The following is a 14,834-nucleotide window of genomic DNA, read 5'->3' as shown; positions in this document are numbered from 1 at the left end:
AGCGCAGACCACGCTGCCGGCCACGCCCACTCATCCTCCATCCACGACGCACTCCGCACCATCGATAACGTAGGCTGCGTGACGAAAATCCCTGATGGTGGCGAGCTTGTCGGCGGACCAATTCAACAGCATGAAATATTTCGCCCGCCCGCTCGGCTCGTTCGGATCGAACACCAGGATCGCGGGACGTCCGTCGACCTGCCCCGTCACCAGGTGCCAGTCGCTAATCTTCGAATAATTGCCGAAATAGCGCGACACCTCGGCCTTGCCATTCAGCCTGGTGCGGTTGACGAGTTCGAGCCTGACGTCATCGGCGATCATGGCGCGGATCGCGTCGAAGTCGCGTGCATTGAAATGGCCGACATAGGCGTTGAGCCGCGTGCGATCGGCCTCCGACAGGCCCGGCTGCGGCACATCGTCAGGCTCCTCGGCAAACTCACGCAGCTGCGTGCGCCCACGATGCAGCGCGGCCTTCACCGCCGGCAGGCTGAAATCCATGATATCGCAGACCTCGGCAAGCGAGCAGCCGAGCACGTCCATCAGGATCACGCTGGACCGCTGCGCCACCGGCAGCCGCATGAAGGTACGCAGGCTGGTCGCAGCGATCTGGCGGCTTTCCACATCATCGAGCTGGTCGGCAATCATCTCCACCTCCTCAGCCGAATGAAGCGCCTCCTGCCGGTTGCGGCGACGCAGGAAATCCAGCGCGGTGTTATGCGCGATGCGGAACAGCCAGCCCTCCGTATTGACGACGGGTGTGACCGATTGCAGCGCTCCCATCGCCTTGATCAGCGCATCCTGCAGCACGTCCTCACCGTCGATGACCGAGCCGACCATGCGCGCGCAGTAGCGATGCAGCTTCGGCCGCATCCGCGCCAGCAGCGCCTCGATATCGATGGTGGCCAGTGGCTCCGGCGCCATTGCTCCTCCGCCTCGCCTGGTCAGGACTCGTCCAGCATACGGTAGTTGCCGACGATCCTCACATCACGAACCAGCGGCGGCTCGGCACAGCGGTCGCGGATGCCGTCCTGGAACGCGTGAAACGCCCTCAGTTTCGGGATCGGGCTCGAGCCGTCCTCGGCCGCGGCCTCGACCAGATGGATGAAGGTGTCGTCCTCCAGCCGCAGCGTCAGATAACGCACGCCGTCCGGCCCGGCCGCCTTCAATTCCGCAAATACGGCCGAAACCAGCTCGGCGTTCCTGTCGGCCAGCTCCGGCTTGGCCTTGTACCTGATCAACGTCCTTTTCATCGCGCGCTCCTTGCTCATGTCGCGACCTCCCGCATGGCTTTCCCAGACAACCGGTGCCCCGCTTTTCCGGATCAAGCTCGCGTCAATGGCCGCGTCATCCCCAAGGACGTTTGGCGGCCGGCGAAGGATGCGGCCCGGAAAAAAATATTTCGGGGCGCATCCTTTGCCCCTCCGGCCTCGTCTAGCCGGCAGAACGCGCCGCGAGAGGGTGGCTCGACACACGGAGAGAGGGCGATGCAGACCCCGACCAATCGCGCCGAGAAGAACTGGGTGCTTGGCGTCACCGCGCTGGCATCCTTCATGATGGCGCTGGACGCCATGATCATTACGACAGCATTCGCGACCATCCGCGCCGAATTCGGCAGCCCGGTCGAGACGCTGCAATGGACCGTCAACGCCTTCAACCTGACCTTTGCCGTGCTGCTCCTGACCGGCGCCGCGCTCGGCGACCGCTTCGGTCGCCGTCGCATGTTCGCGGCCGGGATCGCCCTGTTCGTCGTTGCGTCGGCGGCCTGTGCGCTCGCCGGCAATGCGACCGCGCTGATCGCCGCCCGCGCGCTGCAGGGCGCCGGCGCCGCGCTGGTGATGCCGCTGGCGATGGCGATCCTGAGCGGCACGTTCGGCCGCGAGGAGCGCGCCCGCGCGCTCGGCATTTTCGCCAGCATCACCGGCTGCGCGCTGATCATCGGCCCGGCCATCGGCGGCTTCATCACCGAACATTTCGGCTGGCGCTGGGTCTTCTGGATCAACCTGCCGATCGGCCTGATCGTGATCACCCTGGTGCTGGCACGCTTGCGCGAAAGCTTCGGACCGGCTGCCGCATTGGACATCCCCGGACTGTCGCTCGTCGCCCTCGCGGCGCTGGCGCTGGTCTGGAGCCTGTTGCGCGGCAACGCAGTGGGATGGGCGAGCGCCGAGGTCATGGGCACGCTGATGTCAGGCCTGGTGTTCACAGCCGGCTTCGTGCTCTGGGAATTGCGCGCGGCCGCGCCGATCGTGCCGATGCGGCTGTTTGCATCGCGCGCCCTCGCCTCCGGCATGTCCGCAAGCGTCCTGTTCTACGCCGCGATGTATGGCGTATTGTTCCTGCTGCCGCAGTTCCTGCAGACCGCCCTGGGCTTCGACGCCTTCGGCGCCGGACTTCGCCTGCTGCCCTGGACCGCGACGCTGTTCGTCACCGCCCCGATCGCCGGCGCGGTCGTCAACAGGTTCGGCGAGCGGCCGCTGGTGGTGACGGGATTGCTGATGCAGGCGATCGGCCTTGGCTGGATCGCGGAGATCGTGAGCCCCGCGATTGCCTACTCCGCCCTGGTCGCGCCGCTGGTGCTGGCCGGCGTCGGCGTCTCGATGGCGATGCCGGCAGCGCAGAACGCGATCCTGAGTTCGGTCGCAGTGGCTGAGATCGGCAAGGCGTCCGGCGTCTTCAACATGGGCCGCTTCCTCGGCGGCATGTTCGGCATCGCTGCGCTGGTGGCGAACTTCTCGGCCAACGGCGGGGCCTACTCGGCCGCGCATTTCGAGAGCGGATTTGCTGCGGCGATGCGCCTTGCCGCAATGCTGTCGTTGGCCGGTGCGATTGCGGGGCTTTTCCTGCCGGCACGGCGACGGACCGCCGGAGCAGCCGCGCCGCAAGATGCGTGACGCTGAGACAGGCACGGGGCTGCGGTGACGTTGAGGTGATGACCTCCCTCATGCCAAGATAAGGGCCGCCAAGCCGTCAGCGGCGGATACCGGCACCATTAACTGTTCGTCCCACCCGAACAGTGAAGCCAATTCCAGCGGGATTATCCAGCCAACCTCCCCGCCTATTATCTCCCCATCAAACAGGGAGACCCCACCATGACCACCCAGCACCCACGCACAGCCATCGTCACCGGCAGCTCGAAGGGCATTGGCGCGGCGGTCGCCGAGCGGCTGGCGCGGGACGGCCTCGCCGTCGTCGTCAACTATGCGAGCGGCGCTGCGCCGGCCGAGGCGCTGGTGGCGAAGATCAAGGCCGCCGGCGGAGCGGCGATTGCGGTCAAGGCCGACATCAGCAAGTTGGCCGACGTGCGCGCGCTGTTCGACGCGGCCGAGACGGTGTTCGGCGGCGTCGACGTGCTCGTCAACAATGCCGGGATCATGAAGGTCGCCCTATTGGCCCAGACCACCGACGAGGTGTGGGACCAGACCATTGCGATCAACCTCACCGGCACCTTCTATGCGCTGCGCGAAGCGGCGAAGCGGCTGCGCGAGGGCGGCCGGATCGTGAATTTCTCGACCAGCGTGGTCGGGCTGTATCAGCCGACCTATGCGGCTTACGCCGCGACCAAGGCCGGCATCGAGGCGATCACCCACATCCTCTCGAAGGAGCTGGGCGTGAGGCGGATCACGGTCAACGCGATCGCGCCGGGCCCTGTCAACACCGAGCTGTTCCACAACGCCAACCAGCACGACATCTCGCCGATCATCGACCGCACGCCTCTGCATCGTCTCGGCGAACCCGACGACATCGCGCGCGCGATCTCGTTCCTGGTCGGGCCCGACGGCGGCTGGATCAACGGCCAGATCCTGCGCGCCAATGGCGGCATCATCTGAAGCCGCATCGTCTGGAGATCATGACCATGAGCGATGCGATCACGGGCGGGGCCCCACGGCACAGCCCCGCGTCCCTGCTGTTGCCTGGCTTGCGAAATTTCTACGAGATCGCCAATCCCGTTTCCTATGCGTTTCTGCGCGTTGCCTTCGGATTGATCCTGTTCACGCACGGCTTGCCGAAATTGCTCGGCGAGTCCCACGGCGCCATGGCCAATCCGTTCGCGAGCTCCATCAATTTCATCACCAATTCATTGCATTTTCCGGCCCCGGTGGCGTTCGGCTATTTCGTGATGCTGCTGGAAACCATCGGGGCCATCATGCTCGCCGCGGGGCTGTTCACCCGCCTCGTCGCGCCGATGGTCGCCGTGCAGATGGCGATGATCTGCCTGATCCATTATCCCAAATGGGCCTGGATCGATCGCGGCATGGAGTACCCGTTCCTGATGGGCCTCGTTGCCCTGCACATGTCGTTTCGGGGCGGCGGACGATTTTCCGCGGACCGCTTGATTGGACGGGAGCTTTGAAGGCGCGCCGGGCGGCCCTGCCCGCTCCGGCCGCGCGAGGTCTTCACACCGCCGCCGTTCGATCCCCCCGCACACAACGCCACAGCAGATCGGCGATCTCGGCGCGGCGCTGCGCCCTCGCCTTTGGCGAGGACATGTCGAAGGCGAATTGCGCCTCGAACGTGTGACGGTTGGCGACCGCGAAGAAGCTCAGCGCATTCAGCGTCATGTGCAGCTCGACCGGATCGATGCCGGGCCGGATCGCGCCGCAGGCCGCGCCGCGCTCCAGCACCTTGTCAATCTGGCTGATGCTCGGCTGCGTCATCTCCTTGAGCCTGCGGCTGACGGCCATGTGCCGTCCGCGATGGATGTTCTCGATGCTGACGAGGCGCACGAATTGCGGATGGGCCTGGTGGAAATCGAAGGTGAACTCGGCAAGCCGGCGGATCGCGGCCTCCGGCTCCAGCGCCTCGAGATGAAGATCCTCCTCGGCGGCGCGCATCTCCGCATAGGCCATCTCCAGCACCGCGGTGAACAGCTCTTCCTTCGAGTTGAAATAGTAGAAGATCAGCCGCTTGGTGATGTTGGCGCGGGCGGCGATGGCGTCGGTGTTGCCGCCGGACAAGCCGTTCTCGGCGAACTCCTCGAAGGCGATGTCGAGGATCTCCTGCCGCGTCCGCTCGCGGTCGCGCCGCTTGATCGGCACCGCCTTCGCCGCCCGGACGGGCTGCTTCTTCACACCTGGCATCTGGCCCTTCGGTCGTTCGCGGCGGCCGGTCGCGGCCTCGCCCTCCTCCATAGCGCAATAGTGGGCCCTTGACATCAATTATCCCACTGGGTAATTATCAATTAACCTATGGATTAATTATAAGGGAGGAGACACATGCGCCTGATCGGCGACCGCCGCGCCAGCTCCCGACTGCCGCGATTGCCTGTGCAGGCGAGCAGGCCATGACCGCGCTCGGCCTCGCCCATCTCACCGCGTTGGAGCTTGCGCCCACGGCGCTGGTTGCCGAGGCGGCGCGGGCCGGGTTTGCCACCGTCGCGCTACGCTTCATCCCGGCGACCAGCGACGGGCCGGCCTATCCGACGCAGGTCGGCACCGAGGCCCACCGAGCGCTGAAGCGCGTGCTTGACGGCGAGGGCGTGCGGGTCAGCGACATCGAGCTGGTCCAGCTCAAGCCCGCCATCGACATCTCCTCGCTCGCAGGCTGTCTCGAAGCCGGCGCCGATCTCGGCGCCACAGCGATCATCGCTTCGGGCGACGATCCGGATCGGTCCCGGCTCACCGCGCGTTTCGCCGAGCTCTGCCAACTCGCCGCGTCCTTCGGACTGCGCGTCGACCTCGAATTCATGCGCTGGCGCGCGATCGGCACCCTGGCGCAGGCCGCGGCGGTCGTGCGCGACGCAGGGCAGACCAACGGCTCCATTCTGGTCGACGCGTTACATCTAGCGCGCTCCGGCGGCCGGGCCGCCGACCTGATCCCGCTTCCCGACCATTGGCTTCGCGCCGCGCAACTCTGCGATGCCGCCGCCGAAGCGCCGGCAACGGACGCGGCCATCATCGCCGAGGCGCGCGCGGGACGGCTACCGCCCGGCGACGGCGCTCTGCCGCTCGGCGCACTGCTGGAGGCCCTGCCCGCCGACACCGCCCTCAGCGTCGAGATGCCGTTGCCGGCACTCGACGCGAGAGAGCGGATCGCCACGGCGTTCAACGCGACCAGGAACTTGCTCGAAGGCCATGTCCGCGGCGCCAGACGCCGCGACTGTCACGGCTGGGCCTAAACCCAACGGAATGCACGAGATGACAAAAATCAGGATTGGCGTGATCGGCGCAGGATTGATCGGGCGCAAGCATCTGCGCAAGCTGGCCGAGCATGGCGACTACGAGCTCGCCGGCATCGCCGACGTCAACGCCGAGCAGGTCGCAGCCGAGCAGCCTGGCGCACGCGTCTTCGCGGATTACCGGAAGCTGCTCGACGAGGCGCGGCCCGAGGCCGTGATCATCGCATCGCCCAATCAGCTCCACGCCGAGAACGGCATCGCATGCGCGCGGGCCGGCATCCATATCCTGATCGAAAAGCCGGTCACCGATACGCTCGAGACCGCCGCCGGCCTGATCGCGGAGGTCCGCAAGGCCGGCATCCGGTCGCTGGTCGGGCATCACCGCCGCCATCACAGGCAGGTGAAGGCGCTCAAGGCGCTGCTTGGCGAGGGCCGCATCGGCGATGTCGTCGGCGTCTCGGCGATCTGGGCCACGCACAAGCCGGCCGACTATTTCAAGGCGGCGCCCTGGCGGTCGCAAGCCGGTGGCGGGCCGATCCTGATCAATCTGATCCACGAGATCGACTTCCTGCGCTTTGCGGTCGGCGAGATCGTCGCCGTGGAGGCGATCGCCGCGAACCGGCAGCGCGGCTTCGCGGTCGAGGATACCGCCGCGGCGCTGCTCGAGTTCGAGAACGGCGCGCTCGGGACATTTTTCCTCAGCGATTGCGCGGTGACGCCCTGGACGATGGAGCAGGGTCTCGGCGAGGCGCCGGAGTTTCCGTTCAGCGGCCAGAGCAGCTACCGCCTGATGGGCCGCCGCGGCGCGATCGAATTTCCAAGTCTCGATCAATGGACGCAGGAAGGCGGCGCGCAGGACTGGAACAGGCCGATCCAGGCGCAGGCCAATCATGCGGCGTCGATCGATCCTTACGTCGCGCAGCTCGATCATTTCCGCGACGTGGTCCGGGGCGTGACGCCGTCGCTGCAGCCGGTCGAGGACGGCGCGCGAAGCCTGCTGGTGACGCTCGCGATCGCGGAGGCCGCGACGGCGCGACGGCGCATCGACCTGCGCGAGCGCTACGCGGCGCTCGGTGAGCAGGCAACGACCTAGAGAACGGCTTTCACCGCCGTCGGACAGACGCGAACGGGCCAAGCCACGCCAAGAGGGCGGCCCGGCCACGCCAAGAGGGCGGCCCGGAGGGAGGAGCGAGGTGAACTACAAGTTCGATTTCGGACCCGTGATCGAGGGCCTGCCGGAGCTGCTCTGGGGCTGCGCCGGCACGCTCGGCCTGGCGCTGTCGGGCATGGTGCTGGCGCTGATCATCGGGATCGGCGGCGTGCTGCTGCGCGATTCCCGGTTCGCGCCGCTGCGCTGGCTCGTCATCGCGTTCGTCGAGGCAATCCGCAACACGCCATTCCTCGGCCAGATCTACTTCGTCTTCTTCGCGCTGCCGATGGTCGGCATCCGCCTCGATCCCACGCTGACCGCGATCATCGCGCTCGGCGTCAACGGCGGCGCGTATGCGATCGAGATCATCCGCGGCGGCGTGCAGTCGATCAACAAGGGTCAGGTCGAGGCCGGACTGGCGCTCGGCCTGAGCCGGACCCTGATCTTCCGCCTGATCGTGCTGAAGCCGGCGCTGCGCGCGATTTTCCCCTCGCTGACCAGCCAATTCATCATGCTGACGCTGACGACGAGCATCGCATCGGCGATCTCGGCCTATGAGCTGACCTCGGTCGGACAGGCGATCGAGACCAATACGTTCCGCAGCTTCGAGGTCTATGGCGTCGTCACGCTGCTCTATCTCGCGATGTCGTGGATGCTGATGCAGATGTTCGCGCGGATCAACGCGCGCTTCCTGCTCTATCCCGTGAAGTGAGGACGGCGCATGGACAAGAACCAGTTCCTGTTCCTGCTCGGCGGCCTGAAATGGACGCTGGCGCTGTCGGGAATCGGCTTCGCGCTCGGCTCGGTCGCCGGCCTCGGCGTCGCGCTGGCACGCACGTCGGGCCGGCGCTGGCTCGAACGCGGTGCGGCCGCCTACATCGCGCTGTTCCAGGGCACGCCGCTGCTGATGCAGCTGTTCGTCGTCTATTACGGCCTCGCACTCGCCGGGCTGAAGCTCGATCCCTGGGTCTCCGTCTCGATCGGCTTCACCCTGCATGCCGGCGCCTTCCTCGGCGAGATCTGGCGCGGCTCGATCGAAGCGGTGCCGCGCGGCCAGGTCGAGGCCGCCAAGGCGCTCAGCCTCGGCTATCTCGACCGGATGAAGGATGTCGTGCTGCCGCAGGCGATCCGCATCTCGCTGCCCGCGACGATCGGGTTCCTGGTGCAGCTGATCAAGGGCACCTCGCTTGCTGCCATCATCGGCTTCACCGAGCTGATGCGCGCCGGGACCATCGTGTCCAACCAGAACTTCAAGCCGCTGCTCGTGCTCGGCCTGGTCTGCGCGCTCTATTTTGCGCTGTGCTGGCCGCTTTCGCTCTATGGCGCGTGGCTGGAGCGGCGGCTCGTCACCGCGGCACGATGATGAATTCAACACAGAAGAGGGAATGATGACCAAAAAGATAATCCAGTTCAATCGCCGCCACATGCTGGCGCTCGGCGCCGCCGCGATCGCCTCGCCGTTCGTGCTGTCGCGCGCCGCCTACGCGGTGACGCCTTCGGAGATCAAGGCGCGCGGCAAGGTGCTGATCGGGATCCAGGGCGACAATCCGCCCTGGGGGTTCGTCAATTCCTCGGGCAAGCAGGAGGGCCTCGATGCCGACCTCTCCGAGCTGTTTGCAAAGGAGCTCGGCGTATCCGCCGAATTCACGCCGCTGGCTGTCGCCAATCGCATCCCGGCGCTGACGTCGGGACGCGTCGACATCCTGTTTGCGACCATGGCGATGCTGCCGGAGCGCGCCAAGGCGGTGCAATTCTCAAAGCCCTATGGCGCCAACATCATCACCTTCATCGCGCCGAAGGAGATGGAGATCAAATCGCCGGCCGACATGGGCAAATATGTCATCGGCGTCGCGCGCGGCAGCGTGCAGGACACCGACGTGACCAAGGCGGCGCCGCCCGGCACCACCATCCGCCGCTTCGACGGCGATGCGCCGACCATGCAGGCGCTGCTGTCCGGGCAGGTGCAGGCGGTCGGCGGCAACATCTTCTACATTCCGCGCCTCAACGAATCCAAACCCGGCACGTACGAGAACAAGCTCGAATTCACCAAACTCTATAACGGAGCCTGCACGCGGCTCGGCGAGAAGGAGATCAACGCCTTCGTCAACGGCTTCATCGACAAGATCATCGCCAGCGGCGAATGGGCCAGGATCTATCCGAAGTGGATGAACAACCCGCTGCCGGCCTTTCCCGACAGCATTCCCGGCATCCCCTTCACCGTCAGCTAACGGAGAGTGCCATGTCGGTCGCAGCCAAGTCGGTCGCAATCACGGCGGACACGATGATCGCGATGCGCGGTGTCAACAAATGGTACGGCACCTACCAGGTGCTGACCGACATCAACCTGGCGGTCCGCGCGAGCGAAAAGATCGTTCTGTGCGGGCCGTCCGGATCGGGCAAATCCACCCTGATCCGCTGCATCAACGCGCTCGAGAACTACCAGAAGGGCGAGATCGTCGTCGACGGCGTGCATCTCGGCAGCCAAGGCAAGGCCATCGACGCGGTGCGCCGCGAGGTCGGCATGGTGTTCCAGCAATTCAACCTGTTCCCGCACATGACGGTGCTGGAGAACTGTACGCTGGCACCGATCCGCTCTCGCGGCATTCCGCGCCCGGCGGCCGAGGAGACCGCGCGGCGGCTGCTCGACCGTGTGAAAATCCTCAACCAGGCGGACAAATACCCGGCGCAATTGTCCGGCGGTCAGCAGCAGCGCGCGGCGATCGCGCGAGCGCTCTGCATGGAACCGAAGGTGATGCTGTTCGACGAGCCGACCTCGGCGCTCGACCCGGAAATGGTCAAGGAGGTGCTCGACACCATGATCGGGCTTGCGACCGACGGCATGACCATGATCTGCGTCACCCATGAAATGGGCTTCGCCCGACAGGTCGCCGACCGCGTGATCTTCATGGCGGAGGGGCGGATCGTCGAGGAGGCGGAGCCGGAAATCTTCTTCAGGGCCCCGCAGCACGAGCGCACCAAAAAATTCCTCGGCGAAATTCTGCCACATCATTGAAGCCGTGCCGGCGCAGCGCGACGGCGGTCCGGTGTCCACCCTTGCCGGACGCCTCAATCCTCCCCGCGCGCCTTGATGCATGAAGGCGCGGAACGCTCACGCGGCGCCAGCTTCGCACCAGCTTCACACCAGAAACTGCCGCAACGGGACGCTAGGGTCGCGCTCGGTGGATCCCGCAGGCACGGCTGAACGCGAACTGACGGAACGAGAAGGCAAGTGCGATGGACGTCTCCTTCGCGTGACTGAGTATCAGTCAGCAATTTTGCGCTGCCTCCTTTTCCCTTCTGGTCAGCTTATGAATCGTCAAGAGCGTCGGGCCGCGGCCAAGCAACAATCCAAGACGGTCGCACCTCGACTTTTGCCGCGGCATCTGGAGGCCGCGAAACAGGGCAAATCGCTGTTCGATCTCGGCCGGTATGCCGAAGCCCTGGAATGCTTCGACCTGTTCGCGAAATTCAATCCTGACGTCGCGGCTCTGCATCAAACGCGCGGCCTTTGCCTGCAACGCCTGGGCCGGTTCGAGGAAGCGCAGGCCGCCTTCGAGAGGTCCATTGCGCTGAACCCCGGCGAGGCGGAGACGCACAAGAACCTTGGGACGCTTCATGCGAGATTTTTCCGGTTCGAGCGGGCCTTGGCGAGCATCGATCGCGCGCTCGAACTTCGTCCGAATTTTTCCGCAGCGCTCAACGAAAAGGCGCGGGCGTTGTGGAGCCTGCAATTGCGGGACGAGGCTCTCGCGGCCTTTCGCAAATCGCTGGCGGTCGACCCGGGCAATGCGGACACGATCTGGAACCTCGCACTGCTGCTGCTCGATCTCGGCCGGCACGCAGAAGCTCTCGAAGCCTTCAACGCCGCCGAGCCGCTGAAGCCGAATTCCGCAGCTCTGTATCAGAAGCGCGGCGCCTGCCTCCGGGAGCTGAACCGGTTCGAGGAAGCGGAGGCCGACTACGCGAAATCGATCGAGCTGGACTCCAGCCAGGAGGAAACGCACAACAACCTCGGCTCGCTTCACTGGAAGCATGGCCGCATCCCGCAGGCATTGACGAGCTTCGATCGGGCGCTCGAACTTCGGCCGGATTTTGCCGCGGCGCTTTCCAACAAGGCGCTGGTGCTGCTGAATCTGCTGTCGCTGGATGAAGCCTTCGCGGCCTTTCACAGGTCACTGGCGATCGATCCTGGTCATGCGCCGGCGACCTTCAATCTGGCGACGCTTCAGCTTCTGACCGGAGACTTCGAGCGTGGCTGGCTCGGGCGCGAAGCGCGCTGGCGAATTCCCTCTTTCGGTTTGCTCGATCGCGGTCTTCCCCAATCCCTTTGGCTCGGCGACCGGCCGATCGCGGGCAAGACCATCCTGCTGTACTGCGACGAGGGCCTGGGCGACTCGATTCAATTCGCGCGCTATGTCCCCATGGTGGCAGCGCTCGGGGCTCGGGTCATCCTGGGGGTCCAGCCTCCGATCCAGCGGCTCCTGGCTGATGTGCCCGGCGTCGCGACGTGTATCGGCCAATCGTCTGCGACTTCGCTGTCGTTCGACCTGCACTGTCCTCTTGGAAGCCTGCCGCTGGCGTTCGGGACGCGGCTCGATACGATCCCGTTCGCGCAAGCCTACCTTCCTGCGCCTCCGGCGGCGTGCGTGAAGGCGTGGGAAGACCGGCTTGAAGACCGGCTTGGCCCCCACAAGCGCTTCCGCGTCGGTCTTGTCTGGTCGGGAAATCCGGATCACAACAACGATCGCAATCGATCGATGGCGCTGCGCACGCTTGCGCCTCTCCTGGATTGCGACGTCCAGTTCGTCAGCCTGCAAAAGGGCGCCCGCGACCAGGACCGGGCCTTCCTCGGAGAGCATCCCGACATCGTCGACCTGACGGATCAGATCACGGATTTCACCGACACGGCGGCATTGATTGGCTGCCTTGATCTGGTGATCTCGGTCGACACCAGCGTCGTTCACCTCGCCGGCGCGCTGGGCGCTCCGGTCTGGACGTTGTTGCCCTTCAACCCGGATTGGCGCTGGCTGCTCAACCGCGACGACAGCCCGTGGTATCAATCCATGAGGCTATTCCGGCAACCGGAGATAGGCGACTGGGCCAGCGTCGTGGACTGCGTTCGCGTCGAGCTCGAGGGCCAGGTTTCCGCATGGCAGCCGGAAGCACGGTCACACCAGAGCAAAGCGGCGTCCCCCAGGACACAGGACGCGCTGCTCTCGAATCAGCTCGGCAATCAGCTCTGGCAACTCAAGCGCACGGACGAGGCTGTACTGCATTTCCAGCGGGCGCTGGAGCAGAATCCGCAATATCTGGAGGCGGCGAACAACTGCGGCATGCTGCTGTTTGATCTCGGCCGGTACGCGGAAGCCCTGGAATCCTTCAACGTCGTCGAGAAACTGAATCCAAATTCCGCGGCTCTCTATCAAATGCGCGGCGTTTGCCTGCTGGAGGTGAAGCGGTTCGAGGAAGCGGAGGCCGACTTCGAGAAGTCCATTGCGCTGGACTCCAGCCTGGCGGAGACGCACAGCAACCTCGGCTTGCTTCATTCGAGATTGGGCCGAATGGAGCAGGCATTTGCGAGCATCGATCGCGCGCTCGAACTTCGTCCGGATTTTGCCGCAGCGCTCGCCAATAAGGCAGTGGTGTTGTTGAATCTGCAATTGCCGGATGAAGCTTTCGCGACCTTTTACAGATCCTTGGCGGTCGACCCGCACGATGCGCGGACGATCTGGAATCTTGCGCAGCTTCAGATGCTGACCGGAGACTTCGAGCGAGGCTGGCTCGGGCGCGAAGCGCGCTGGAGACTCTTTCCAGTCGATCGCGGTTTTTCCCAATCCCTCTGGCTTGGCGACCAACCGATCGAAGGCAAGACCATCTTGCTTTATTCCGACGAGGGATTGGGCGATACAATCCAGTTCGCGCGCTATGTGCCCATGGTGGCCGCGCTCGGAGCTCAAGTGATCCTGGAGGTCCAGCCTCCGGTCCAGCGGCTCCTGGCCGACGTGTCCGGCGTCGCAAAATGTATCGGCCGCCCGTCTGCGACGTCGCTGTCGTTCGACCTGCACTGTCCTCTTGGAAGCCTGCCGCTGGCGTTCGGGACGCGGCTCGATACGATTCCGTTCGCGCAAGCGTACCTTCCTGCGCCTCCGGCCGCGTGCGTGAAGGCGTGGGAAGACCGGCTTGAAGACCAACTTGGCCCCCGCAATCGCCTCCGCGTCGGTCTTGCCTGGTCGGGGAACCCGGATCACACCAACGATCACAATCGAACGATGGCACTGCGCACGCTTGCTCCCCTCCTGGATTGCGACGTCCAGTTCGTCAGCCTGCAAAAAGGCCTCCGGGATCAGGACAGGGCCTTCCTCGGCGAACGTCCTGATATCGTCGACCTGACGGAACAGCTCACGGATTTCGGCGACACGGCGGCGCTGGTTTCCTGCCTCGATCTGGTGATCTCGGTCGACACCAGCGTCGTTCACCTCGCCGGCGCGATGGGCGCGCCGGTCTGGACGATGTTGCCTTTCAACCCGGATTGGCGCTGGCTGCTCAACCGCGACGACAGCCCGTGGTATCGCTCCATGAGGCTGTTCCGGCAACCGAAGAGAGGCGACTGGGCCAGCGTCGTCGACCGCGTTCGCGTCGAGCTCGAGGGCCTGGTTTCCGCGCGGCGCAGCCGCGACGGTGCGAGCGACGAGCTTGTAACTGCACTTGCGGGTCCCCTCACGCCTCCACCCGATACAGCCTCCACCGCTCCGGCACACCCTTGAGCTGATGCATGCCGTGATCCCTGAAGCTGATGGTTGATTGTGCCTTCAGCAAATCCTTGACCGCGCTCGAGACCAAGACTTCGCCGGCCCGCGCTTTCGCGGCGACGCGGGTGCCGATGTGGAAGGCGAGACCGACCATTTCGCCGCCGCTGATCGTATACTCGCCCGCATGCAGGCCGACCCTGATCTCTAGCCCCAGCGTGCGCACCGCCTTCTGGATCGCGGTCGCGCAACTGATCCCGGCAGCCGGCGCCTTGAACGTCGCTAGCACGCCGTCGCCCGTCGTCACGACTTCCTTTCCGCGCGAGCTCTTCAGCTCCTTGCGGACGGCTGCGTAATAATGGCCCATCACCTTGGTCCAGCGCGCATCGCCGAGCTTCGCGGCCTTGGCGGTGGAGCCGACGATATCGACGATCAGGATGGTGGCGAGCGCCCGCTTGAGATCGGTGCCGCGCTCGGCGGGGGGGCGCCGGAGCGCGATAGCTCCGACCAGCGGCTCATAGCGATGGCTGCGACGCCGCGCGATCGCGGCCTTTGCGTAATCCTGGGCACGCTGCGCCGTGCCGCACCGAACCGTCTTCTCCTGCGGCGAGCGCGTCCAGTAGACCTTGCGCCCGGCACCGGTGCCTTGGACCTCCACGCCGCCCCACTTCAGGAAAACCGCCGAGCCGACGCGCCTGACACACCACGCCTTCGACGTGTATCCCGATACGTTCGACTGATGGACTCCGATGCGAAGGAATTTTGGCATGAACGCGCGGCCAGTCGAAGGAACGTTTGGGCGGACCTGCGACCAACGTATTCG

The 14,834-nt window shown here is 65.3% G+C and carries 14 protein-coding genes; 10 read left to right on the top strand and 4 right to left on the bottom strand.

Annotated features, from left to right (window positions below):
* Nucleotides 1-30: 30 nt before the first annotated feature.
* Both ABIB95_RS37165 and ABIB95_RS37160 read right to left on the bottom strand, forming a co-directional pair.
* Nucleotides 31-921, bottom strand: coding sequence for a sigma-70 family RNA polymerase sigma factor (locus ABIB95_RS37165; RefSeq protein ID WP_354247153.1), 891 nt, complete (start codon nucleotides 919-921; stop codon nucleotides 31-33).
* A 20-nt stretch (nucleotides 922-941) separates the two neighbouring features.
* Nucleotides 942-1,250, bottom strand: a complete 309-nt coding sequence (locus ABIB95_RS37160) for a hypothetical protein (RefSeq protein WP_354247151.1) — start codon at nucleotides 1,248-1,250, stop codon at nucleotides 942-944.
* A 234-nt stretch (nucleotides 1,251-1,484) separates the two neighbouring features.
* Between ABIB95_RS37160 and ABIB95_RS37155 the strand changes: the two genes are divergently transcribed.
* The 3 genes from ABIB95_RS37155 (at nucleotide 1,485) to ABIB95_RS37145 (ending at nucleotide 4,351) form a co-directional block, all read left to right on the top strand.
* On the top strand, nucleotides 1,485-2,891 hold the full coding sequence (locus tag ABIB95_RS37155; RefSeq protein WP_354247148.1) for a DHA2 family efflux MFS transporter permease subunit: 1,407 nt from the start codon (nucleotides 1,485-1,487) through the stop codon (nucleotides 2,889-2,891).
* A 198-nt stretch (nucleotides 2,892-3,089) separates the two neighbouring features.
* Nucleotides 3,090-3,827, top strand: coding sequence for an SDR family oxidoreductase (locus ABIB95_RS37150; protein WP_354247146.1), 738 nt, complete (start codon nucleotides 3,090-3,092; stop codon nucleotides 3,825-3,827).
* A 26-nt stretch (nucleotides 3,828-3,853) separates the two neighbouring features.
* On the top strand, nucleotides 3,854-4,351 hold the full coding sequence (locus ABIB95_RS37145) for a DoxX family protein (RefSeq protein WP_167768142.1): 498 nt from the start codon (nucleotides 3,854-3,856) through the stop codon (nucleotides 4,349-4,351).
* A gap of 43 nt (nucleotides 4,352-4,394) precedes the next feature.
* Here ABIB95_RS37145 and ABIB95_RS37140 read toward each other — a convergent pair whose 3' ends face one another.
* Nucleotides 4,395-5,153 carry a TetR/AcrR family transcriptional regulator gene (locus ABIB95_RS37140; protein ID WP_354247143.1) on the bottom strand — a complete coding sequence of 253 codons (759 nt, stop codon included), beginning with the start codon at nucleotides 5,151-5,153 and terminating at the stop codon, nucleotides 4,395-4,397.
* 128 nt (nucleotides 5,154-5,281) lie between these two features.
* On the opposite strand from ABIB95_RS37140, the gene ABIB95_RS37135 reads away from it, so the two are divergent.
* The 7 genes from ABIB95_RS37135 (at nucleotide 5,282) to ABIB95_RS37105 (ending at nucleotide 14,029) form a co-directional block, all read left to right on the top strand.
* Nucleotides 5,282-6,115, top strand: coding sequence for a sugar phosphate isomerase/epimerase family protein (locus ABIB95_RS37135; protein WP_354247140.1), 834 nt, complete (start codon nucleotides 5,282-5,284; stop codon nucleotides 6,113-6,115).
* Nucleotides 6,116-6,134: 19 nt separating this feature from the next.
* Nucleotides 6,135-7,208 (top strand): Gfo/Idh/MocA family protein, encoded by a 1,074-nt coding sequence (locus ABIB95_RS37130; RefSeq protein WP_354247137.1) that lies wholly within the window; start codon nucleotides 6,135-6,137, stop codon nucleotides 7,206-7,208.
* Between the two features lie 100 nt (nucleotides 7,209-7,308).
* Complete coding sequence (locus ABIB95_RS37125; RefSeq protein WP_354247134.1) at nucleotides 7,309-7,977, top strand: amino acid ABC transporter permease; 669 nt, start codon at nucleotides 7,309-7,311, stop codon at nucleotides 7,975-7,977.
* Between the two features lie 9 nt (nucleotides 7,978-7,986).
* Nucleotides 7,987-8,628, top strand: a complete 642-nt coding sequence (locus tag ABIB95_RS37120; protein ID WP_354247131.1) for an amino acid ABC transporter permease — start codon at nucleotides 7,987-7,989, stop codon at nucleotides 8,626-8,628.
* Nucleotides 8,629-8,650: 22 nt separating this feature from the next.
* Nucleotides 8,651-9,493, top strand: a complete 843-nt coding sequence (locus ABIB95_RS37115; protein WP_502917918.1) for a transporter substrate-binding domain-containing protein — start codon at nucleotides 8,651-8,653, stop codon at nucleotides 9,491-9,493.
* A gap of 11 nt (nucleotides 9,494-9,504) precedes the next feature.
* A complete protein-coding gene (locus tag ABIB95_RS37110; protein WP_354247127.1) occupies nucleotides 9,505-10,278 on the top strand; it encodes an amino acid ABC transporter ATP-binding protein in 774 nt (257 codons plus the stop codon).
* Between the two features lie 238 nt (nucleotides 10,279-10,516).
* The gene (locus tag ABIB95_RS37105; RefSeq protein WP_354247124.1) at nucleotides 10,517-14,029 is read left to right on the top strand and encodes a tetratricopeptide repeat protein; all 3,513 of its coding nucleotides are present in this window, start codon (nucleotides 10,517-10,519) and stop codon (nucleotides 14,027-14,029) included.
* On the opposite strand, the gene ABIB95_RS37100 is transcribed toward ABIB95_RS37105, so the two are convergent.
* Complete coding sequence (locus ABIB95_RS37100) at nucleotides 13,983-14,780, bottom strand: adenylate/guanylate cyclase domain-containing protein (RefSeq protein WP_354247121.1); 798 nt, start codon at nucleotides 14,778-14,780, stop codon at nucleotides 13,983-13,985. The two genes, ABIB95_RS37105 and ABIB95_RS37100, sit on opposite strands and share 47 nt — an antisense overlap.
* Nucleotides 14,781-14,834 lie beyond the last annotated feature (54 nt).

Origin of the sequence: Bradyrhizobium sp. LA2.1, assembly GCF_040547725.1 — a bacterium.
In the GTDB taxonomy this organism is placed as follows: Bacteria; Pseudomonadota; Alphaproteobacteria; order Rhizobiales; family Xanthobacteraceae; genus Bradyrhizobium; species Bradyrhizobium barranii.
Note: the sequence above shows the minus strand (reverse complement) of the source record. Positions and strands in the feature narration are given on the sequence as shown.

Excerpts from the sequence above, each read along its gene's own strand:
- ABIB95_RS37165 (WP_354247153.1), bottom strand. The coding sequence starts at position 921 with ATGGCGCCGGAGCCACTGGCCACCATCGATATCGAGGCGCTGCTGGCG.
- ABIB95_RS37160 (WP_354247151.1), bottom strand. The coding sequence starts at position 1,250 with ATGAAAAGGACGTTGATCAGGTACAAGGCCAAGCCGGAGCTGGCCGAC.
- ABIB95_RS37155 (WP_354247148.1), top strand. The coding sequence starts at position 1,485 with ATGCAGACCCCGACCAATCGCGCCGAGAAGAACTGGGTGCTTGGCGTC.
- ABIB95_RS37150 (WP_354247146.1), top strand. The coding sequence starts at position 3,090 with ATGACCACCCAGCACCCACGCACAGCCATCGTCACCGGCAGCTCGAAG.
- ABIB95_RS37145 (WP_167768142.1), top strand. The coding sequence starts at position 3,854 with ATGAGCGATGCGATCACGGGCGGGGCCCCACGGCACAGCCCCGCGTCC.
- ABIB95_RS37140 (WP_354247143.1), bottom strand. The coding sequence starts at position 5,153 with ATGTCAAGGGCCCACTATTGCGCTATGGAGGAGGGCGAGGCCGCGACC.
- ABIB95_RS37135 (WP_354247140.1), top strand. The coding sequence starts at position 5,282 with ATGACCGCGCTCGGCCTCGCCCATCTCACCGCGTTGGAGCTTGCGCCC.
- ABIB95_RS37130 (WP_354247137.1), top strand. The coding sequence starts at position 6,135 with ATGACAAAAATCAGGATTGGCGTGATCGGCGCAGGATTGATCGGGCGC.
- ABIB95_RS37120 (WP_354247131.1), top strand. The coding sequence starts at position 7,987 with ATGGACAAGAACCAGTTCCTGTTCCTGCTCGGCGGCCTGAAATGGACG.
- ABIB95_RS37115 (WP_502917918.1), top strand. The coding sequence starts at position 8,651 with ATGATGACCAAAAAGATAATCCAGTTCAATCGCCGCCACATGCTGGCG.
- ABIB95_RS37110 (WP_354247127.1), top strand. The coding sequence starts at position 9,505 with ATGTCGGTCGCAGCCAAGTCGGTCGCAATCACGGCGGACACGATGATC.
- ABIB95_RS37100 (WP_354247121.1), bottom strand. The coding sequence starts at position 14,780 with ATGCCAAAATTCCTTCGCATCGGAGTCCATCAGTCGAACGTATCGGGA.